Here is a 22,214-nt window from a genome sequence, read left to right as displayed (position 1 = left end):
CCGTAAAGCCATTTTTTAATCGTTTTTCGGATCTGACTCACTAACTTGGACGAGCTGTTCATTACTAATCCAACGGCCATCATCTAGTTGAACTCTTAATTGGCCATCGCTTTCTAGCTTAACGGACGTTACCATGTTCTCAACATATTCCGTTCTAGAACGATACTCATCAATAGGCACTTCCCTTTTCCACTGCACCTTTTTTCCGATTAATTCACTATGTTTCACTAAATTCTGACTGGATTGTATCGATACAAACTTTTGGATAGCTTGATTCATATTCGTCATTTGCTCTAATGAAGAAAACTGAGCCATTTGTGCAATGAATTCACGGTCATCCATTGGATTAGATGGATCTTGGTTTTGAAGCTGTGTAATAAGAATTTTAAGAAAATCATCTTTTCCTAATATCCCTTGATTTTGTGTCTGGGTTGGATTCAGTTGCGTATTTAACCGTAAACCATCATGTATGTTTGTCATTTCATCACCTACACCTGTTCATTAAATAAAGCTTCTTCTAAAAGTACTTGGAAATCACTTTCACTTTCCTGTTTACTTTCTTCTTGCAGAGCCTCATCTTCTTTTGTATTTCTACCAGAAGATTCCTCTTCTTTTTCTTGTCCAAGATAGTGGTGGGCAATTTCAATTTTCTCTACTTGGATTTGTTGCTGATTAAAGGCTTGACGTAATTGAGTAAGTTGCGCTTCAATCAGATCCCTTGCAGTGGTAGATCCCGTCAGAATCCTGGCTGTGATAACTCCATCTATTTGCGTAAGCTGAATATCTAAACGGCCTAGGTGAGCAGGGAACAATTTAATCGATAAGGTATTCATACCTGAAGGACTTTGACTAAGAACACTTCGCTGTATCAAAGTTTGAAGCTGTCTTAAAAATTGCTGTTGCTGCATTTCTTTCGGCAAACGGTCGCCTATATGAATGACTGCTTGTTCAACCTTAGACATTGCTTGACCTAATTCTTGGCCCGTTTGACTAACGTGTAATCCCTGTGACAGGGAATTCTCATGGAATAAAGGAAGTTTCGCTTGTTGAGTTGCTTTATCTGTTTCGTTATTCATCGTTAAATTTAATACTAATTGACCTTCTGCTTTTTTCTGATCTACGAGCTGCTTAAACTTCATAACTAGATCTTCTGTCAAATCAGACTCCACTACATTCCATTCAGTAAAAGCTGTTGCGAACTTATAAAGATGGTCATCTAGCTTAGGAGACTGATCTGCCAAAGCATTCATTAAAACCAACACCACTTGCTGTATCGGTGGCCATGTAAAGACCATATGTAAATCCGGTTCATCCTCTTGAACGAAAGCCATCATTTCTTCTTGTTGCTCAATTGGAAGTACATACAATAACTCTTTTAATTCATCTTTATCATTTAACTCTTCTTCACTAAAGTTAAAATGAGCGAGTAACTTCATTAGTAAGTCTTCATTACTTACCTCCCCTTGAGCGACTGCGGCTTCTTCTGAAACGAACTGTCCAAGGAGTTTTGAGAAATTAGATTCTCCAGTTGTTTGGGACGCATCACTCCTAGACCTAGCTACTACTTGTGGACTACTTGTTAAAAGTACGAGTGTGCTCATTCCAGACATGATTTCACCTCCCTTCCATATACAGCCTTTATTGATTTGCCAACCTCGAAAGCAAATCGGCCGCAACTTCACTATCCATCTTTGATAAAATTCCTGCCCTAACTTCGATTGAAACTAAAGATAAATGCAATAATGCATCTTCGGTATTTAACTGTGAGATAATACCCGCTGCATTTTTCGTCGACATTGACTCATACGTTCTTGCTATATCTTTAAGATCACGCGCTTCCTCTGCATAGAGTTCTTCTTCAATAGACGCTTTATGTTGAGCCTGAGCTTGTTCATTTTTAAGAGATTTAATTTCTTCCTCTCGTTGACTGATGATCACTTGCAGTCGCTCAATTTCAGCTTGTTGTTCCTGTATTGTTGCATCAAGGAGTTGAACATCAACCTCTTCCGCTTCTATTTCCTCCTCTTCAACAAACAATGAAGACACAACTGGAATGCTGCCACCGTATTCCTTCGCTTTATCCATCACATTAATTCCAAGAAAAGATAAAATGACACTGAATAAAATGATAGCAAAGATGACTGGGATGCAAATAACAAGAAAAAACCATTGTAATTTGCTATGTGTTTTTTCATTTTCACTCATAGAATCACCTTACCTCATCTGTTTGCAAATAATCGGATGGACACCTCATCCATTTGCAAGAGTTCAACTCGCTTTATTTCTTCTTTATATTGTTCTTGTTTCAATTGTTTCATTTTTTCATATTTTTTAAGCTCAATAGATTTCAAAATGAAATCTTCTTGTTTTTTGTTCATTTTTTCTCGCGCAAGCTGAGTAGCTCGTTGCTTCACTTGAATTTCATGTTGTAATTGCAAAACTTTCGTTTGGTTTTGTTGTAAATCATAAATCGATGTTCCAGTCGAAATCTGTTCACGCGCATGTGTTTCCAATTCCTCTTTACGCTTAAGTAACTCATATAATTGGGAAGCTACTAGTTCAAACTGATCAACTGCTTCTTGGTATTGAGCTTGTGTCGTATTCTTCTCTTGTTCCTTAAACTGCATGACTTTCTCAAGCGTAAATTGGAATGACATGCTTAACGTTCACCTCTTCCGAACTCATTCAATAGTCTTTGAACCGATTCATCGACATTGGTTGCTTCATCCGTTGCTTGCTTTAGGAAAGAAATAATCTGTGGATGCATTTGAATGGCCTCATCAATCTCTCGTGATGCTCCTCTTTTATAAGCACCTATATTAATCAAATCCTCATTCTCATCAAAGATAGATAATAGGGTTCTCACTCTATCAGCACAAGCACGATGTGTGTCATCTGTGATATCAGCCATTACACGACTAACACTTCTTAATACGTTAATCGCAGGGAATTGCCCTTTATTGGCTAATTTCCGGTCTAGCACCAAATGTCCATCTAAAATGCCTCGGACAGCATCTGCAATAGGCTCATTCATATCATCGCCATCCACTAAGACTGTATAAAATGCTGTAATAGAACCTAATGCATCCGTACCTGATCGCTCTAATAGTTTGGGAAGCATAGCAAAAACAGATGGGGTATACCCTTTTGAAGTAGGAGGTTCTCCAACAGCTAATCCGATTTCTCTTTGTGCCATAGCAAATCTAGTCACAGAATCCATCATTAAATTAACATGAAGCCCTTGATTTCGAAAATACTCAGCTACCGCCGTTGCCGTCATCGCTCCCTTTATTCGCATTAACGCAGGTTGGTCTGACGTCGCAACAACAAGAACCGTTTTCCGTAAACCTTCTTCTCCTAGGTCTCGTTCTATAAAATCTTTCACTTCTCGCCCACGTTCACCAATCAGAGCAATCACGTTGACGTCAGCAGCAGAATTTTTTACCAACATTGAAAGCAGTGTACTTTTACCGACCCCACTTCCTGCAAAGATCCCAATTCGTTGACCTTTACCAACAGTAAAAAGAGAATCAATTGCTCGCACGCCAAGTGACATCTTTTCATGTATACGCGGTCTAGCTAAAGGATTAGGTGGGGTGTTATCCGTTGGAAATGAAGTAAGTCCTTTAGGAAGCGGCCCCTTTGTCATTAGCTCTCCACATCCATCAATGACATGTCCTATTAATCCATTTCCTACTTTTATTTCCAAAGGCTTTCCAGTGGCCTCTACAAGGCTTCCCGGAGAAATTTCCATAGTCCCATCAAGGGGCATTAAGAGAACATTCTCATCTCGAAAGCCTACCACTTCTGCTTTTACCTTTGTTTGTTTTGTTTTTCCAACAATGATGTAGCAAAGGTCTCCAATTGAAGCTTGGGGGCCTTTTGATTCAATTGTTAATCCCACAACCCGTGTAACTTTTCCGTACCATTTATATGGAGATAAAGAAGGGACAGAATTAATAAGAGCTTGTGCCTTCATGATCCCCCTCCTTTAATTTCTCAAGTAACTGCCTTTTCAATTCTTCAAGTTGTTTATCTATCGTTGCCTCAATCCGACCATATTTAGATTCAATGACACAACCGTTTTTCATCAGACCCGCATCAGGATAGATAAAAAGATTCTCCGTATGACTCAATAGTTGTTCAAGTTCCTCTTTTTGGTGTGTTGTTCTTTCAAACCAATCTGGGTGAACATAAATTCTAACATTCTCATGCTCACGTACTTCTGTCATCACTTGCTTTAAAAGAGATGACCAAATTTCTTGATTCTCCGTTAATTGCACATCTATCATACGCCTTGCAACCGCCGTTGCTAGTTCAACAATAACAGGTTCAGCTGAATCTAATGTCTTCTCATATTCCTGTTCAGATTGAGCAATAATAGCTCGAGCCTGTTGAATTAAGTTACTGTAAGATTGAAAGCCCTCACTTTGCCCATGTTCTAAACCTTCTTGGTACCCTTGGTTCATTGCTTCTGCTCTAGCTTCTTCTATTTTCAAATGCGCTTGTTGCCGCTCTAGTTCCGCTTGCTCCAATACCCTACTAGCTTGTTCTTTTGCCTCTGCTAATACCTGTTTTGCTTTTTTTTGAGCTTCTGCAATTTCTATTTCTATTTGTTTCTGACGTTCCTCTAGAATAATCATTTTTTCTGAATCTTTCTTAGTTTCACTATTTATTTCAAGCTTATTGAAAATACCCTCTTCAAAAAGATTTCGAATGGTAATTTGCTTAGTTTCCGTTGAGGCATGAGGAGAATGTAGTGATTTAATAATTTTAGACAATAATATCGTCTCCTCCACCACGAGCTATAACAATTTCACCAGCTTCTTCTAAACGACGAATCACCGCAACAATTCTAGATTGAGCTTCTTCAACATCTCTTAATCTGACAGGACCCATGAATTCCATCTCGTCTTTAAATGTCTCTGCCATACGTTGCGACATGTTATTAAAGACAATTTCCTTCACTTCTTCACTAGCAACTTTTAACGAAAGCTGTAGATCTTCGTTCTCTACATCTCTGATGACACGTTGAATTGAACGATTATCAAGCGTAACAATATCTTCAAAGACAAACATACGCTTTTTAATTTCTTCTGCAAGCTCTGGATCTTGAATTTCTAAGGCATCCAAAATAGTTCTTTCTGTACTACGATCTACACTATTTAACACTTCTACAACTGCCTCAATTCCACCAGCATCTGTATAGTCTTGTGTCACCGTTGACGATAACTTTTGTTCCAAAATAGATTCAACCTCATTCACGATTTCTGGCGATGTACTATCCATTAAGGCAATTCTTTTAGCTACATCTGCTTGTACTTCTTGAGGCAATTCTGATAAAATTTGCCCTGCTTGAACGGACTCTAAATAAGATAAGATAAGAGCAATTGTTTGCGGGTGTTCATTTTGAATAAAATTCAAAATTTGCGATGGATCGGCTTTACGTGCAAAGTCAAAAGGACGCACTTGTAGCGTTGATGTCAGACGGTTTATAATGCCCATTGCATTTTCTTCACCTAACGCTTTTTCAAGAATGCTTTTTGCGTAACCAATCCCACCTTGTGCAATATAGTCTTGAGCTAGCACTAAAGAGTGAAATTGCTCAAGTATTTCCTCTTTCATCCCACTATCCACTTTTCGAACATTTGCAATTTCAAGTGTGAGTTGTTCAATTTCTTCTTCTGACAAATGCTTGTACACTTGTGCTGAAACATCAGGCCCAAGAGAGATGAGGAGGATTGCCGCCTTTTGTTTACCTGTTAATCCTTTGTTTGTTGCTGTAGCCATACTATCCCTCCTAATCTTCAGATAACCATGTTCTTAATAGTTTTGAAAACTCATCTGGCTTTTCCTTTGCCATCTTTTCTAATTGTTTACGCTTTGTCGCGGATAATCCAGTGTCTTCATTTGGAAGGTCTGGTATTTCATAATTAACCTCTTTTACAAACATTTCCTCTGCTGCATGATCTTGTTTCTTCTTTCTTAAAAGCAAGAATATTAATAGCAGTATAACAACTACTAATACTCCACCTACCACATACATCCACATCGGGATCGCCTCGATTGGTTGTTGATAAAATTCCATTTTCCCTTCAAAAGGTTGGGAAGTGATAGCAATCTTCTCATTAATCAATTCAGGAGTAAGCTCATTGGCATAAACTCCTGAAATACTAGTTCTCACAATTGTGCCTAATAGTTGTTGAATATCATCTATACGTTCTTGCGGAAGGACATCTAAGCCTTCTGGCGGCTCTACCATTACTTGAATTCCTAAATCACGTATTTTATAAGGACTTTCCACAATATCTCGGTTAATCCGATTTACTTCATTATTAATTCGATCTTCCGTACGTTCCCATTCAGAAGGTCCTTGTCCCACAGCCGCTGGGAAGTTAGGAATTTCATCACCTACTCCAACTACTCCACCGTCCACGGTTCCCTCTCCGCTATATGTCTCAGCAATTCGTTCAATACTAACCGCAATCCCTTCCATATTCTCAGGATCAACCGGTTCCACTAAAGCTTCTGTACGATTTTCTTGTGTGAAATCAATATCAGTTGTGACTGAAACAAGAACCTTATCTCTCCCAACAACAGTTCCTAGCATTTGTTGTAAGTTTCTCGTTAAATCACGTTCAATATCTCGTTGAATAGCACGTTGCTGTTCATAGACTGAGAGAGTTGAATCACCAGTATTTCCATTATCATATAAATAATCGTTAAACATTTGGTCAGAAATGACGATATTTTCTATTGGAAGGTTCGGAACACTTTTTGAGACTAAATGAAATAATGCTTTAACTTGCGCCGGCTCAAGTTGATAACCCGGAGCTAGATCTAAAACAACTGCAGCTGTTGAGGCTTCTTTAGTTGCGCTTAGCCACACACTCTCTTCTGGTAACGTAATCATGACATTCGCATGATTAACCCCATTAATGTTACGAATTAAACTACCAAGCTCTGTTTGCATCGCAGCACGCTCAATAACTGAGAATTCATTATCAGTCATCCCAAAACCCATTTGATCTTGAAAGAAACTATAATCAATGCTTCCGCTTTTCGGTAAACCCTCTGCAGCTAAATCCACCTTAAGTGAGTCCACAAGTGCCTCTGGAACTAAAATAGCCGTGCCATTATCTGAAATCGTTGATGATATTCCGCGCGCATCTAGTGTTTCTTTTATCTGTCCTGTTTCTTGAAGTGTTAAATTGCTATATAAAGCAGCGTAACTCTGTTTAGTGCTCATAAAAGTTATAAGTATAAGGACCAATAAAATTGCCAAAAAAGTACCGATAAAGATCCCCTTTTGTTTTGCATTCCGCCCATCCCAATATTCTGCCCATTTCGCTTTGTAACTTACTAATTTTTCGTTCATGTGACCTCCCCTTAGAAACGACAATCAAAAAGAGAAAAGCCTAGTCAACTAGACTTTTAAACTTGCATTCGCATAATTTCTTGGTAAGCTTCTACTACTTTATTTCTGACTTCGACTGTTGCCTGGAGAGTAATGCTGGCTTTATGACCAGTTATCATTACATCATGAAGATTATCTATTTCACCTTTTGCAAGTAATTCAGTCTTTTCGGCTGAAGCTTTTTGTAAATGATTAACGTCTTTAATCGCTTGGCTTAAAGCTGATTTAAATGTATCTTGAGCTGCCGCAGGTGTTATTTTAGTTTTAGCGCCGTTAACAGCCGTTTGATTTATTAAAAATGGTAATTGAATGCCTGATATATTCATTTATGATATCCCCTATCTTCCGATTTCTAAAGCTTTTAGAAGCATATTTTTTGATGCATTTAAGGTTGTCACATTCGCTTCATATGACCTTGTTGCACTCATTAAATCAACCATTTCTCTAAGAGGGTCCACATTGGGCATTTGAACATATCCTTCCTCATTAGCATCTGGATGTTCCGGATTGTAAACTAATTTAAATGGAGTTTGATCATTAATGATTCCCGATACCTTCACACCATTTCCAACAGATGATGACTCATTAGACATCGCTTTATTTAGGAAAGGAGCAAACGATTGTTTTTCGTTTGGTTGCATAACGACCATTTTTCTTTGATACGGTTGCCACTCGCCATTTACCATAGTTCCTCTAGTTGTTTCTGCATTAGCCATATTAGCTGATATTACGTCCATACGTAATCGCTGAGAGGTTAATGCTGAGGCACTTGTGTTAAAACCGTGAAATATCGTCATCTTTTATCTCCCTCCTTTTATTACTGTTTGTAGGCTATTAAAGCTTCCATTTATTCGATCAATCAATGCATTATAATAAATTTGATATTTAGCTAACTCAGCCATTTCTAAATCAATATCGACATTATTTTGATTATGGTTGTACATCGTACCCCTATTCGTCACTACAACAGGTGATCGTTTAGTTGTAGTAAATTCAACATGTTGATCATTTGTACGATGTGCTTTCATATTAGAAGCGTTCATTGCTTCTGATAATGTATGTTTAAAGCTAACTTGCTTCGCATTGTAATTCGGTGTATCTACATTTGCAATATTATTAGATATTGCCTTTTGACGTAATTGAGCTCCTTCTAATCCACGTTCTAAAGATTTGATGGTTGAGCTACCAAAAAGATCCAAAAAAATCACCTTCCGACATCATACTTCATTTCGACATTTTTCGCACTCATTACTAACTTTTACACACTTTTTCAAAGTCTCTACGAGAATTGTATTAAAAGTCACGTAAAAAGTCTAACACCGTTTCATGGAATTACAGATTCAAGATAAAAGAACTATAAAACAATGTAGACTTTTGTCTCATTTTACTGCAAGTATGATGTTAATCACCCTAAATTTCGACATTATTCCACGAAATTCATCAGTTGATTTTTGAACTAAACTCATCAGATGAAGTGGAAATCATCGGTCATTCCACTTCATTATCAATATAAAAGTAATTTATCATATTTTTATGCCAAAGTCATTCTTTCTTCCTAGGAAGATCAGAGTGGATCTTGCATAACTTACCTTTAACGTTCTGACTAATACGTTAGCATTGGAGAAAGCGCATTTTAAAGAATGCATATAAAAAGCCGCGCCAAATCGTCAAGTGACTTTGGCGCAGCTTTTATTTTCTTATTTCGTTTTTAATTTATCTAATTCAAGCAAGAACTTGTCATTTAACACTTTAATATAAGTTCCTTTCATTCCAAGGGAGCGCGACTCGATCACACCAGCACTTTCTAGTTTACGAAGGGCATTTACAATAACAGAACGTGTAATCCCTACTCGATCGGCAATCTTACTTGCTACAAGTAATCCTTCTTTTCCATCTAATTCATGGAAGATATGCTCAACAGCTTCTAACTCACTATAAGATAATGAACTGATAGCCATCTGAACAACAGCTTTACTACGTGCTTCTTCTTCAATTTCTTGAGTTTTTTCATGGAGAATTTCCATCCCAACAACAGTTGCACCATATTCAGCTAAAATCAAATCGTCATCACTAAATGATTGATTTAACCTAGCAAGAATTAGAGTACCAAGGCGTTGACCTCCACCTTGAATCGGCACTACTGTTGTAAGACCACTTTTAAATAGATCTTTGTTCTCAACAGGAAACGCCGTATATTCACTTTCAATATCAAGGTTAGCCGATGTTTCTTCAATTTTGAAAAGGCCATCCGTATATTCTTCTGGAAAACGTCGATCTTCTAACATCTTCTTCATTCTTTCATTTTCAATCTCTTGTTTAATTGCAAAACCTAGTAATTTTCCACGACGACTAACTACAAAAATGTTGGCACTAATAGTGTCACGAAGTGTCTCGGCCATATCTTTGAAATTTACGTGTTGTACCCCAGTCTTTTGTAACATTTCATTAATTTTTCTTGTTCTTGATAATAAATCCATAATTCTTTCTCCTCCTACAACTTCACAGAATATATTGGCTAAGATCTCGATTCTTTGCAATAGAAGCTAATTTTTCTTCTACATATTCTGGCGTTATCACAATTTCTTCTAAATTTATATCCGGTGCCTCAAAAGAAAGATCTTCAAGTAACCGTTCAAGTATCGTGTGTAGCCGTCTAGCTCCAATATTCTCGGTCTCTTGATTGACTTCCGTTGCAATAGTCGCAATCTTATGAACAGCTTTGTCCGAAAACGTAACTTTTATACCCTCTGTTTCTAGAAGAGCCACATATTGTTTAATCAAAGCATTATTCGGTTCAATAAGAATACGTACAAAGTCATCGACCGTTAAATTGGAAAGCTCAACACGAATGGGAAAGCGTCCCTGTAATTCTGGTATAAGATCAGAAGGTTTAGCCATATGAAAAGCTCCAGCTCCAATAAAAAGGACGTGATCCGTCTTAACAGGTCCATGCTTCGTTACAACTGTGGAACCTTCAACGATTGGCAATATGTCACGTTGAACGCCTTCCCGAGACACGTCTGCTGACTGCTGACCTTTGCTAGCTACTTTATCAATTTCATCAATAAAGATGATTCCTAATTGTTCAGCTCTCGTTACAGCTTCTTGCGTCACTTCGTCCATATCAATGAGCTTTTGTGCCTCTTCTTCAATTAAAACTTTTCTAGCATCCGATACAGGCAATCGTCTTTTCTTTCTTTTTTTTGGTATCATACCACCGAGCATTTCTTGCATATTCATGCCCATCTGCTCCATACCCGCCCCTTGAAACATATCCATGAAATTTTGAGACTGTTCATCTACTTCAATCGTAACTAGGTGATCCTCAAGTTCACCTAAAGCAAGCTTATGAGCTGTTTGTCTACGTCTTGAGGCAATGTTGGATTCTTCTACTGGTTCAGTTTCCACTTCTTGTGTTCCCTGTTGACCAAAAATCATCTCAAAAGGATTTTTATAATTGGTTTGTTTCTTTGATGTGGGTACAAGCAATTCAACGATGCGTTGATTGGCATTTTCTTCAGCTTGACCACGCACTTGGTGCATTTTCTCTTCCTTTATCATTCGAAAACTTGTTTCAACAAGATCACGAACCATAGATTCTACATCTCGCCCTACATAACCAACCTCAGTGAACTTGGTTGCTTCGACTTTCACAAATGGAGCTCCTACTAATTTAGCAAGTCGACGGGCGATTTCTGTTTTCCCTACACCTGTTGGTCCAATCATTAAAATGTTTTTGGGTGTAATTTCATCTCTCATTTTTTCATCTAGTTTACTACGTCTGAAACGATTACGTAATGCTATTGCAACTGATTTTTTCGCTCCTTCTTGACCAACAATAAATTGGTTAAGGCGATCAACAATTTCACGAGGAGTTAAGTCTGTTCTCACTATCTTCACTCTCCATTTCTGAATCGTTCAATTAGTTAAGTTCTTCTACCACGATATTTAAGTTTGTATATACACAAATTTCACCAGCTGTTTCTAACGATGCCTGCGCGATTTCTTTTGCAGAAAGTGAGGGGGCATGTTTCTTAAGTGCTCTTCCTGCAGAAAGGGCATAGTTACCTCCAGACCCTATAGCTAAGATCCCATCATCAGGTTCAATCACTTCACCTGTTCCAGAAACTAGTAATAGATGATCTTGATTCATAACAATAAGCATGGCTTCAAGTCTTTTTAGAACTTTGTCACTACGCCATTCCTTCGCCAACTCCACTGCTGCTCTTTGCAGGTTACCGTTATACTCTTCCAACCTCGCTTCAAATTTCTCAAATAATGTAAAAGCATCTGCTACAGATCCAGCAAATCCAGCAATAACTTTACCTTGATAAATTTTACGAACTTTTTTTGCTGTATGTTTCATCACAACGGCGTTACCAAACGTAACTTGGCCATCACCGGCCATTGCACATTTACCGTTATGTTGTATAGCAAAGATTGTTGTGGCATGAAATGTATGATTCATTATAAATCCTCCCTTACAAATCCTCTAAGCCCGAGGATGAGCATGTTTGTATACATCACGTAATCGATCTTTTGTAACATGTGTGTATATTTGGGTCGTTGAAAGATGTTCATGACCTAAAAGTTCTTGAACAACCCTTAAATCAGCTCCATTGTTTAACATATGCGTGGCAAACGAATGTCTAATGTCATGCGGTCTTAAACGTTTATTTGAGGATACTTTCTCCATACGCTTCTGAACAATCGTACGAATGCTCCTGTCAGATAATTGTCCCCCACGATAATTTAAAAATAAAGCGGTTGAGCGGTTGTTCGTCTTTGTTAAGAGTTTTTTTCTGCCATCTTCAATATACTCGTGTAATGCGTCACATGCAAAAGCACCCATTGGATTGTAGCGTTCTTTTCGTCCTTTACCGATTACTAGAGCTGTACCAATCGTTAAGTCGATGTCATGGATAGATAGATGTCTACACTCACTTACCCTCATTCCAGTTGCATATAACAACTCTAAAATTGCTCGATCTCGTTGATCAAGTGGTGTTTGACCGTCTAAAGACTCAAATAACTCTTTCATTTCTTCTTCGTACAAAAAAGTGGGCAATCGTTCCCCACTTTTAGGCAGTACTACCGTAGCAAATACATTCTCATCCACGTGCTTTTCTCTCAGATGAAACATGTAAAAGCTTCGTAGTGCAGAAATTTTTCTTGAAACCGTTTTTCTTGCGTATTCTTTTTCGTATAAACACGTTAAATAATCACGTACATCTTGTGTCTTTACGGTCGCAAAGTCATTTATATTTTTTCTTTTTATAAACGATACAAAGTCAACTATATCACGGGAGTAATTACTGATCGTATGTATAGAGCTATTCTTTTCCAACTGTAAATATGTAAGAAATTGATCGATCCAAGCCTGTTCATTCACTATAAACACCACCAATACTCGCAGAGCTACTAAATTCTATCATGATTTAGTAGCTCTTGACAACTGAATTTACGTTTTTTTCACAAAATTCTGAATTGCGCTCAATGCTCGATCAGCTAGTTGTTCGTATCTCTCTTTTTTGTCTTTAATGCGTACCTCAAGAGGTGGTAATAAACCGAAATTGGCATTCATTGGTTGGAAATTCTTCTTAGCAGCTGTTGTGATATAAGAAGCCATGCTACCAATGACTGTCGTTTCAGGAAAAGTGATTAATTCCTTATTTTGTACATAATTAGCTGCGTTTATTCCCGCGACTAGTCCTGCAGCAGCTGATTCGACATACCCTTCAACACCTGTTATCTGACCTGCAAAGAATAGATCATCCCTTCCTCTATACTGGTAAGTTGGATTTAACAGATTAGGGGAATTAATAAATGTATTTCGATGCATCACACCATAACGAACAATTTCTGCATTTTCTAGACCAGGAATTAATTGTAAAACTTCTTTTTGTGGGCCCCATTTCAAATGTGTTTGGAACCCAACAAGGTTATACAACGTTCCTGATGTATTATCTTGCCTTAGCTGAACGACTGCATAAGGACGCTTTCCCGTCTCTGGATGTTCAAGTCCCACTGGCTTCATAGGTCCAAACAACATCGTTTTGCGACCACGCTTTGCCATAACTTCAATTGGCATACATCCTTCAAAAAATACTTCCTTTTCAAACTCTTTTAGAGGTACCGTTTCAGCAGAGACAAGTGCGTCGTAAAATTGATTAAATTCCTCTTCTGTCATTGGACAGTTTAAGTATGCCGCTTCACCTTTATCATACCTTGACTTCAAATAAACTTTATCCATATTTATAGATTCTGTTTCAATAATAGGGGCTGCTGCATCGTAAAAATACAGATATTCTTCTCCTGTTAATTCTTTAAGTTGCTTCGATAAATGTTCCGAAGTTAGCGGTCCGGTTGCAATGATCGTTGGGCCATCAGGAATTGCCGTTATTTCTTCATTAAACACAGTAACATTTGGGTGATTCCTTACACGATCTGTCACTTTGTCAGCAAAATCATGTCGATCAACAGCTAAAGCTCCACCGGCAGGAACCGCGGCATCATCTGCTGAACGAATAATCACTGAGTCTAATTTCCGCATTTCTTCTTTTAAGACGCCAACAGCATTCGTTAACGCATTTCCCCTTAATGAGTTACTACAAACCAATTCTGCAAATTTATCTGTGTGATGTGCCGGCGTTTGTTTAACTGGGCGCATTTCATATAAGTGAACTGTAACGCCTCTCTTAGCAAGTTGCCAAGCTGCTTCGCTGCCTGCTAACCCTGCACCGATAACGTTAACATGTTGATGTGACAAAATAAATCCCTCCAAGTACTTCCATACTATACATTAGAAATGCCTTCACCCATAACAGGTGAAGGCTTTATATATATTATCATAATACGTAAGCAAACTACAAACATTTGTATCAGACTAAAAGTTTTATACTAAATTCTTTGTGTGTACTAGTCACATTTTTTTCACTAATTGCTTCGAAATGTTTCAAAAAGGTAAAAACCGACCTTTTTGAAACATTTCTTCAGTTAGATTCTTCTTTATAGTCGCATGAGGAGCATTCTACGTTGACGCCTTTTTTTGATTTTTTTTCGACTAACATGCTATTACATTTTGGACATGGTCTTGCAATTGGTTTGTCCCACGATAAGAATTCACATTCTGGGTAGCGGTCGCAACCGTAGAAAATTCGGCGCTTTTTACTTTTACGTTCTACGATATTTCCTTCTTTACAAGATGGACACTTCACACCAATGTCTTTAACGATAGCCTTAGTATTTCGACATTCTGGAAAATTAGAGCAGGCCATAAATTTACCATAGCGTCCCATTTTATAGACCATTTCGTGCCCACATTTATCACAATCTTCGCCGGCAGGCTCATCTTTTATTTCTACTTCCTTCATTTCTTCTTCAGCAACTGCTAAGCGCTTTTCAAAGCCGTTATAAAAACCATCGATAATGCGAATCCACTCTTGTTGACCTTCTTCAATGGAGTCTAAATCATCTTCCATTTTAGCGGTGAATTCCACATCGAGGATTTCCGGAAAGAACTCAACAATTAATTCTAAAACGATTGATCCAAGTTCAGTTGGAATAAAACGCTTATCCTCAAGTGCTACATAACCGCGACGTTGAATCGTATCTAAAGTTGGTGCGTAAGTAGAAGGTCTACCTATACCAAGCTCTTCCATTGTCTTAACAAGACGAGCTTCGGTATATCTTGGTGGTGGTTGAGTAAAATGCTGATTCGGTTCGATTTCTAACCTCTCAACCTTTTGACCTTCTTCTAAATTTGGTAACAATCGATCTTCCTCTTTTTTCCCATCATCATTGCCTTCAATATAGACTTTCATGAAACCGGCGAACTTCACTTTAGAGCCTGTCGCTCTGAATTGAACTCCATTTTGTTCTATATCTACTGTCATTGTATCCATTATAGCTGGGGCCATCTCACTTGCTACCATACGTTCCCAAATTAACTTATACAATCTCAGTTGATCACGGGATAAATAACCTTTGACCATTTTCGGATCTTTAAACACTGATGTCGGACGAATTGCTTCATGGGCATCTTGCGCTTTTTTATCTTTCTTAACAGCCCTTTTTTCTTTACGTGTATATTCTTCACCATATGTTTGTTCAATGTATTGCTTTGCTTCTTCTTGAGCTGTTTCTGATATACGCGTTGAATCTGTACGCATATACGTAATGAGACCAACGGCTCCTTCTTTCTTATCAAGTTCAATACCCTCATATAGTTGCTGAGCAATCATCATCGTTTTCTTTGCTCTAAAGTTTAATTTACGAGCAGCCTCTTGTTGCAACGATGACGTGGTAAATGGAGTTACCGGATTTCGTTTGCGCTCCTTCTTTTTTACTGAAGTAACATCAAATTGGCCGTCCTTCAATTTGGAGAGTACTTGCTTCACTTCTTCTTCTGATGAAAGTTCTTTTTTCTTGCCTTCAATCCCATAGAACTTTGCATCAAAAGCTTCACCTTCTAGCGCAAACTGCGCTGGAATACTCCAGTATTCTTCTGGAATAAAACTTTGGATTTCTTTTTCACGTTCAATAATCATTTTAACCGCAACCGATTGAACACGCCCAGCACTTAGTCCTTTTTTTACTTTCTTCCATAATAATGGACTAATGTTATACCCAACTAATCGATCTAAAATTCGCCTTGCTTGTTGAGCATCTACTAGGTCCATATTTATAGGACGTGGGGTTTTAAAAGCATCTTTAATTGCTTGTTTTGTTATTTCGTTAAAAACTACTCTACAATCAGAGTTTTCATCGATATCGAGACTGTGAGCAAGATGCCAAGCGATTGCTTCACCTTCTCTATCGGGGTCAGCCGCGAGATAAATCTTTTTAACTTTTTTGGCAGCTGTTTTTAATTCTTTTAAAACGGGACCTTTTCCACGTATTGTAATGTACTTGGGTTCATAACTTTTTTCTACATCTACTCCCATTTGACTTTTTGGCAAGTCTCTAACATGTCCCATTGAAGCTTTAACAATATATTTTTTCCCTAAATATTTCCCAATGGTCTTTGCTTTGGCGGGAGATTCAACGATTACTAAATAATCGGCCATATAGCAACTCCCTCTCTCGAAGATATAATTAAAATCTTCCCTATTATTAAACACACTTTTGGTATTTGTCAAACAGTAGTTGGTAAAAGAGGGAAAAAGAAAAGAGGGAATTTTGTCGCATTTTGTATTTTAATCTTCTAACTCGAGCAAGATGTCTTCTTCACTTGTTATTAATTTTGCGCCTTGTTGAATAAGATAATTGGTTCCCTTAGATTGCTCTGAAAAGATAGACCCTGGTACAGCAAAGACATCTCTACCTTGCTCCAACGCTTGATCTGCGGTAATAAGTGAACCGCTTTTTTCTTTGGCTTCTATGACTAAAACAGCATGAGATAGACCACTAATTATTCGATTTCGAGCAGGAAAATGCCACTTTCTTGGAGGGGTATGAGGTGGGTATTCGGTGAGAACTAAATGTTTTTGTGACAATTTTAAAAATAGTCCGATATTTTCTTTTGGATACATATAATTAAAACCCGAGCCTAGTACAGCGATTGTATGACCAGATGTATTTATTGTATACGAATGAGTGATTGAATCAATCCCCTTGGCCAAACCACTTACAATTGTCCAACCTTTCTCCGCCAAAGGTGGGACTAATTTAGCAACAGCTGCCACACCGAATTCACTAGGTACTCGAGTACCAATAACGGCTAATCGTCTGTTGTCAAAGAGCACCTCTATTCTACCCATTGCGTATAGAACAAATGGAGGATCAAATATTTGTTTTAATAAAAGTGGATATTCCTGATCTTCTATCGTTATGATGTGAATGTTATTTTTGTGGAAGTAATTTAAAAGTTGTTGTGGCGTACAAGAATGAAGGTGTTTGAACACAGAATTAGCGTTTTTAGGAGAGAGTTGGAACAACGTTTGCCATTGATGAATGGAATAATCATAAATTAATTTTAAGTGATTGTCTCGTTGTAGAATCTTACATAATATATTTCTACTAATCTCTCGACAACTATGGAGATGAATTAATCGTAGGCGAAACTCAGACATTAGGAACCCCCTTTTTTGGAAATTACAAAGAAAGCCCTCAATTTCGAGGACTTTCTATTAAAATGCATTGCTTAGTTTGTTACTTTATGTGTAGTACATTTTTCAAGTAAGCCCTTTTCTTTTAGAACAGAGATAAGAGTCTCACCCATAACAGAAGGAGTTTCTGCTACTTTAATACCGCAGCTCTCCATTGTTTTAATCTTTTCAGCTGCAGTACCTTTTCCACCAGAAATAATCGCACCAGCATGCCCCATACGCTTTCCTGGAGGTGCTGTTTGACCACCGATAAACCCAACCACTGGTTTAGTCATATTGGCTTTTACCCACTCAGCAGCTTCTTCTTCTGCAGTACCACCAATTTCACCAATCATGATAACCGCATAAGTATCTGGATCTTCATTAAATAAGTTTAATACATCAATGAAGTCAGTTCCATTAACTGGGTCTCCACCAATACCAACAGCAGAGGATTGCCCAATTCCATTCGTTGATAATTGATGAACAGCCTCGTACGTAAGGGTACCAGAACGTGAAACAACACCTACATGGCCTTTTTTATGAATGTATCCTGGCATAATACCAATTTTACACTCTTCAGGAGTGATAACACCTGGGCAGTTTGGTCCGATTAAACGAGTCTTCTTCCCTTGCATATAACGCTTAACGTTAACCATATCCATTACTGGAATTCCTTCTGTAATACAAATAGCTAAATCAAGCCCAGCATCAGTTGCTTCCATAATCGCATCTGCAGCAAATGCAGGTGGTACGTAAATAACGGATGCATTTGCACCTGTCGCTTTCACTGCTTGTTCTACTGTATCAAATACAGGAATTCCTTCAACCTCTGTGCCACCTTTACCAGGTGTTACACCACCAACGATATTCGTACCATATTCAACCGCTTGCTTTGTATGGAACAAGCCTGTAGCTCCTGTAATACCTTGTACAATAACTTTTGTATCTTTGTTAATTAGGATACTCATTCTCCACGTCCCGCCTTTCTATTTCACTAATGAAACGATTTTTTGTGCGCCGTCAGCCATTGAATCAGCAGCTGTAATATTTAATCCTGAGTCTTTAAGGATTTGTTTTCCAAGATCGACATTTGTACCTTCTAGACGAACGACAAGTGGAATCTCAAGACCAACTTGCTTAGTAGCTTCAACTACACCTTCTGCAATGATGTCACATTTCATGATACCACCAAAAATGTTGACGAAGATCCCTTTAACACTTTCATCTGAAAGAATAATTTTGAATGCTTCTGTTACTTTTTCAGCAGTTGCACCGCCACCAACATCAAGGAAGTTAGCCGGATCGCCACTGTAATGTTTAATGATATCCATCGTTGCCATTGCAAGTCCAGCACCATTAACCATGCAGCCAATATTTCCGTCTAGAGAAATATAGCTTAAGTCGTATTTAGATGCTTCGATTTCTTTCGCATCTTCTTCTTCAAGATCACGGTATGCAAGAATATCTTTTTGACGATACAGTGCATTAGAATCAAAATTTAATTTTGCATCTAGTGCCATAACCTTCCCGTCACCTGTTGTTACAAGTGGGTTAATTTCTGCGATTGAACAATCTTTATCAACGAAAACTTTATATAGCCCCATCATGAACTTAACTGCTTGACCAACTAGCTCTTTTGGAATATTAATATTAAATGCTAGACGACGAGCTTGGAATCCTTGTAGGCCCACAGCTGGGTCAATTACCTCTTTAAAAATCTTTTCAGGAGTCGCCTCAGCAACCTCTTCAATTTCCGTACCGCCCTCTTCAGAAGCCATTAAGACAACACTTGAAGTAGCACGATCTAGTACTAATCCAATGTAGTACTCATTCTTAATGTCGCAGCCTTCCTCGACAAGTAAGCGCTTTACTTCTTTACCTTCTGGACCTGTTTGATGAGTTACTAATGTTTTACCTAGTATCTCATTTGCATATGTACGAACTTCATCCAAATTCTTTGCAACTTTAACTCCGCCCGCTTTCCCACGGCCACCTGCATGGATTTGTGCTTTCACAACACTTACACTAGAACCTAATTCTTTTGCTGCTTCTACTGCTTCGTCAACTGAGAACGCTACTTTCCCGTTAGGAACAGCAACACCATAATTGCGAAGAAGCTCTTTCCCTTGATACTCGTGGATATTCATTCTCTCTCCAGCCTCCTATCAATTGCATGTAATTTCAGACCACTCAGTCCATTTAATGTTGAATGACTGAATCCTTCTTTTTTATTCTACCATTGTTTTCACAAAATGGGGAGGGGAAATTCCCTCCTCCTATCAAATTAATTATAAAAGTTCGACAAGTCCTCTGTCGAATCACACATGTTCTGCGAATGATCAATTATTTGTTGCTCGTTTGCTATTCCTTTTCTTTTTATAGCCCATATTGATTATTTCAAACTATTTATCAAATTTTCCCTCCGATTGCTCTTTTTTCTTATTTTTCTTATTTTTCTTATTTTTCTTATTTTTCTCACCTTTTTGGCCTAATAAAAATTTAGTTAAATCGATTTTTGCGTCTGACTCTTGTATGGAATGATGGATACCTAATTCATGGGCATATTCTTCAGTTTGTTGATTTCCTTCATTAGCTTTCATATTTCTTGCCTCCTCTTTTATGAATTACAACTCAACACTATTGAGTTTGTCCCAAAAGATAATTATTAAAAAGGATGATGCATAAGTCATTAAAGACTTTCGCATCATCCTTTTTAACTTTCATGTTTAACTGTGGTCCTCATCCCTAGGCTATTTTCCATTTTGATCAATACGATAAATAAAAGCAAAAACTTCTGCTACTACTTCATAAAGCTCCGGCGGAATAGTTTGGTTGACTTCGAGTTGACTCAGCATCCCAACTAACGAAGGATCTTCTTGAATAGGAATTTGATGTTCTTTAGCAAGGGTAATAATTTCTTCTGCAAGTAATCCTTGTCCTTTTCCAATCACTTTAGGTGAATGATCCTTATTTGCCTGATAACGAAGGGCAATTGCCTGTTTTTTCTCTTGGTCTGCTTTCATATTCTTATGTCTACTCCTTGGTAGTTGCTTTTTTGTTGATAGACTGATACCTGCCTATTATTTTGCTGTTCACTTATCTTTTTCCAATTTATCGAAGACAACTGATAATCTTGTTTGACAAGCGCTCTCTTTAATGAGGGTGTTAGAAGATCTATTAAGATTTGCGGTTTATCGTTTTCATTCAAAATCATTACAGTAACAAATCGATTTTGAATTTGCAAGTCAATAACAGTCTCTTGAAGCCGCTCTAAAGTTAAATAAAACAAAACACGACAGAAAGTTGGATCGAGTTCGCCTTCCTCCCTTTTTTTTCCTTCCCACTGCATGGTTAACTCCGTTTGATAGGATCCTAAAGCAATAGGCACATGAAAAAGTATTTGATGAAAGAGTCCATTTTGTTCCTGCATAAGTAACTGTTGTCCCGTTAATCGTTGCAACGTTTGAATGACTTGATCTTTACTAGCCTGAGGTAATTCTTGTTGCTGTAGGGACATAAGCAATGCTTTGAGACGATTCGCTTGTTTTATTTCCCAGCTTCCATCCCCTTGTAAAACACGTGTAACATCATGTTCATATTGGAGACCTAGCATCGTCAAAATGGATTTCAAGTGCGCTCCAGCCGTCTCCTTACTGGAGACATTTGTGCTTGATTCTAAAACTTGCTGAAGAATAGCCTTTTCTTCTTTCCTTAGGGTATTCGTTGGCAGCTGAAGCCACTTTGCATGTACTTGCTCAGCTGACTCTTGAGAACTAACTAAAGTTAGAAGTTGTTCTAATTTATGTAGTCCTTCTTTTCCTCCTGGTATTTGAAGGTTACTCATTAAAGAGTGCACGTCTTGACTGACATGATGAGATAAGCTAGGCCAAAGCCTCTCGACAAGTTGTTGATTCTTGGGGTTAGATAGCACTTGTTTTAATAAACCATATAGTTGCTGAGTAGATGTACCCTCTTTAACGATTCCTAACCTGACTAAAAGTTGCATAGCTCCAGGTTCTTCTTTCATCACAAGTGAAAACAACTGTGCTATAGGTGAATTTGTCGTATGAAAAGAACCAGGTTTCACCATCTTTCCAATTAATTCTTTTACTTCCTGAGCAGTCTCTATATTGACCTGAGCTAGTGAAGCGTCTAGTTTTAGTAATTGTGTTGTTAGCGGTTGTTGATCACTCATTGATTGAAAAGCTAAAAACGACTCTTTTGAGATCGGCAACTGCATTTGCAACATTTTTGCAATAGAATGATAACCTCTTTCATTTAACTCGTTTAATTCTGTTAACACTTGAACACTAATTAGTAATGCCTCTTTTGAAAACGGGATTTTCAGTGCTACTAATTGACCTATGAATTTTTCCATGGCTTTTGATGGAGGTAAACCTAATTGGTGAAGTAATTTTTCCGTTGTTGCAACAGAACCTTCACGCCTCATCTTGTTATCATCTAAAACTTTCAAACGTGGGAGTCCAGTCGCATCTTTTACCTCAAACCAATATCGCTGCCCTACTGTAAGTGCTACTTCCAAACGAGCAGTTAACTGCATTCCATTTGCTGACAATGCAGCAACATTGTTCGGAAAAATCTTTGTGATTCTCCCTTGAAATAACTGTCCAGATGATAAAGAAATAACTCTTGGTTGTCTGACAGTTGCTACAGATTGATTTTGTAATGGAAACATGAACTCCCTC

At 37.9% G+C, this 22,214-nt stretch carries 23 protein-coding genes; all 23 read right to left on the bottom strand.

Features of this window, described 5'->3' with window-relative positions; translation table 11 throughout:
- Window positions 1-15 precede the first annotated feature (15 nt).
- The 23 genes from flgD to PQ474_RS01525 all read right to left on the bottom strand — a co-directional run bounded on the left by flgD (window position 16) and on the right by PQ474_RS01525 (window position 22,204).
- On the bottom strand, window positions 16-480 hold the full coding sequence (gene flgD / locus PQ474_RS01635; protein WP_273839964.1) for a flagellar hook assembly protein FlgD: 465 nt from the start codon (window positions 478-480) through the stop codon (window positions 16-18).
- 8 nt (window positions 481-488) lie between these two features.
- On the bottom strand, window positions 489-1,610 hold the full coding sequence (locus PQ474_RS01630) for a flagellar hook-length control protein FliK (protein WP_273839962.1): 1,122 nt from the start codon (window positions 1,608-1,610) through the stop codon (window positions 489-491).
- A gap of 28 nt (window positions 1,611-1,638) precedes the next feature.
- Window positions 1,639-2,205 carry a MotE family protein gene (locus tag PQ474_RS01625; protein ID WP_273839961.1) on the bottom strand — a complete coding sequence of 189 codons (567 nt, stop codon included), beginning with the start codon at window positions 2,203-2,205 and terminating at the stop codon, window positions 1,639-1,641.
- 14 nt (window positions 2,206-2,219) lie between these two features.
- Window positions 2,220-2,657, bottom strand: a complete 438-nt coding sequence (fliJ, locus tag PQ474_RS01620; RefSeq protein ID WP_273839959.1) for a flagellar export protein FliJ — start codon at window positions 2,655-2,657, stop codon at window positions 2,220-2,222.
- A gap of 2 nt (window positions 2,658-2,659) precedes the next feature.
- Window positions 2,660-3,979, bottom strand: coding sequence for a flagellar protein export ATPase FliI (gene fliI, locus PQ474_RS01615; RefSeq protein ID WP_273839956.1), 1,320 nt, complete (start codon window positions 3,977-3,979; stop codon window positions 2,660-2,662).
- Complete coding sequence (gene fliH, locus PQ474_RS01610; RefSeq protein ID WP_273839954.1) at window positions 3,957-4,781, bottom strand: flagellar assembly protein FliH; 825 nt, start codon at window positions 4,779-4,781, stop codon at window positions 3,957-3,959. Before fliH ends, fliI begins: the two co-directional genes overlap by 23 nt.
- Entirely contained in the window at window positions 4,774-5,790 is a 1,017-nt protein-coding gene (fliG, locus tag PQ474_RS01605) for a flagellar motor switch protein FliG (protein ID WP_273839951.1), read from the bottom strand. Before fliG ends, fliH begins: the two co-directional genes overlap by 8 nt.
- 10 nt (window positions 5,791-5,800) lie before the next feature.
- On the bottom strand, window positions 5,801-7,378 hold the full coding sequence (fliF, locus tag PQ474_RS01600) for a flagellar basal-body MS-ring/collar protein FliF (protein WP_273839949.1): 1,578 nt from the start codon (window positions 7,376-7,378) through the stop codon (window positions 5,801-5,803).
- 56 nt (window positions 7,379-7,434) lie between these two features.
- Complete coding sequence (gene fliE, locus PQ474_RS01595) at window positions 7,435-7,743, bottom strand: flagellar hook-basal body complex protein FliE (RefSeq protein ID WP_273839948.1); 309 nt, start codon at window positions 7,741-7,743, stop codon at window positions 7,435-7,437.
- Window positions 7,744-7,755: 12 nt separating this feature from the next.
- Entirely contained in the window at window positions 7,756-8,214 is a 459-nt protein-coding gene (gene flgC / locus PQ474_RS01590; protein ID WP_273839945.1) for a flagellar basal body rod protein FlgC, read from the bottom strand.
- A 3-nt stretch (window positions 8,215-8,217) separates the two neighbouring features.
- Window positions 8,218-8,616, bottom strand: coding sequence for a flagellar basal body rod protein FlgB (gene flgB / locus PQ474_RS01585; protein ID WP_273839943.1), 399 nt, complete (start codon window positions 8,614-8,616; stop codon window positions 8,218-8,220).
- Window positions 8,617-9,114: 498 nt separating this feature from the next.
- Entirely contained in the window at window positions 9,115-9,894 is a 780-nt protein-coding gene (gene codY / locus PQ474_RS01580) for a GTP-sensing pleiotropic transcriptional regulator CodY (protein ID WP_273839939.1), read from the bottom strand.
- 22 nt (window positions 9,895-9,916) lie between these two features.
- Window positions 9,917-11,308 carry an ATP-dependent protease ATPase subunit HslU gene (gene hslU, locus PQ474_RS01575; protein ID WP_390186033.1) on the bottom strand — a complete coding sequence of 464 codons (1,392 nt, stop codon included), beginning with the start codon at window positions 11,306-11,308 and terminating at the stop codon, window positions 9,917-9,919.
- A 31-nt stretch (window positions 11,309-11,339) separates the two neighbouring features.
- Window positions 11,340-11,885: an ATP-dependent protease subunit HslV gene (hslV, locus tag PQ474_RS01570; protein WP_273839937.1), complete on the bottom strand. Its 546-nt coding sequence runs from the start codon at window positions 11,883-11,885 to the stop codon at window positions 11,340-11,342.
- 24 nt (window positions 11,886-11,909) lie between these two features.
- Window positions 11,910-12,812, bottom strand: coding sequence for a tyrosine recombinase XerC (xerC, locus tag PQ474_RS01565; protein ID WP_390186144.1), 903 nt, complete (start codon window positions 12,810-12,812; stop codon window positions 11,910-11,912).
- Between the two features lie 66 nt (window positions 12,813-12,878).
- Entirely contained in the window at window positions 12,879-14,186 is a 1,308-nt protein-coding gene (gene trmFO / locus PQ474_RS01560; RefSeq protein ID WP_273839933.1) for an FADH(2)-oxidizing methylenetetrahydrofolate--tRNA-(uracil(54)-C(5))-methyltransferase TrmFO, read from the bottom strand.
- Window positions 14,187-14,409: 223 nt separating this feature from the next.
- Window positions 14,410-16,485 (bottom strand): type I DNA topoisomerase, encoded by a 2,076-nt coding sequence (gene topA, locus PQ474_RS01555; RefSeq protein WP_273839931.1) that lies wholly within the window; start codon window positions 16,483-16,485, stop codon window positions 14,410-14,412.
- A 129-nt stretch (window positions 16,486-16,614) separates the two neighbouring features.
- The gene (dprA, locus tag PQ474_RS01550) at window positions 16,615-17,490 is read right to left on the bottom strand and encodes a DNA-processing protein DprA (RefSeq protein WP_273839929.1); all 876 of its coding nucleotides are present in this window, start codon (window positions 17,488-17,490) and stop codon (window positions 16,615-16,617) included.
- A 71-nt stretch (window positions 17,491-17,561) separates the two neighbouring features.
- Window positions 17,562-18,476 carry a succinate--CoA ligase subunit alpha gene (sucD, locus tag PQ474_RS01545; RefSeq protein WP_035662613.1) on the bottom strand — a complete coding sequence of 305 codons (915 nt, stop codon included), beginning with the start codon at window positions 18,474-18,476 and terminating at the stop codon, window positions 17,562-17,564.
- Window positions 18,477-18,494: 18 nt separating this feature from the next.
- A complete protein-coding gene (gene sucC / locus PQ474_RS01540) occupies window positions 18,495-19,655 on the bottom strand; it encodes an ADP-forming succinate--CoA ligase subunit beta (protein WP_273839926.1) in 1,161 nt (386 codons plus the stop codon).
- Window positions 19,656-19,910: 255 nt separating this feature from the next.
- Entirely contained in the window at window positions 19,911-20,108 is a 198-nt protein-coding gene (locus PQ474_RS01535) for a hypothetical protein (protein ID WP_273839924.1), read from the bottom strand.
- Between the two features lie 150 nt (window positions 20,109-20,258).
- Window positions 20,259-20,531: an EscU/YscU/HrcU family type III secretion system export apparatus switch protein gene (locus PQ474_RS01530; protein WP_273839922.1), complete on the bottom strand. Its 273-nt coding sequence runs from the start codon at window positions 20,529-20,531 to the stop codon at window positions 20,259-20,261.
- Window positions 20,528-22,204 carry a hypothetical protein gene (locus tag PQ474_RS01525; RefSeq protein ID WP_273839920.1) on the bottom strand — a complete coding sequence of 559 codons (1,677 nt, stop codon included), beginning with the start codon at window positions 22,202-22,204 and terminating at the stop codon, window positions 20,528-20,530. The genes PQ474_RS01530 and PQ474_RS01525 overlap by 4 nt, the downstream gene beginning before the upstream one ends.
- Window positions 22,205-22,214: the final 10 nt, after the last annotated feature.

It is taken from the genome of Halalkalibacter alkalisediminis (genome assembly GCF_028610705.1).
Taxonomy (GTDB): domain Bacteria; phylum Bacillota; class Bacilli; order Bacillales; family Bacillaceae_D; genus Halalkalibacter; species Halalkalibacter alkalisediminis.
The sequence above is the reverse complement of the archived record's forward strand: the minus strand, read 5'-3'. Positions and strand labels throughout refer to the sequence as shown.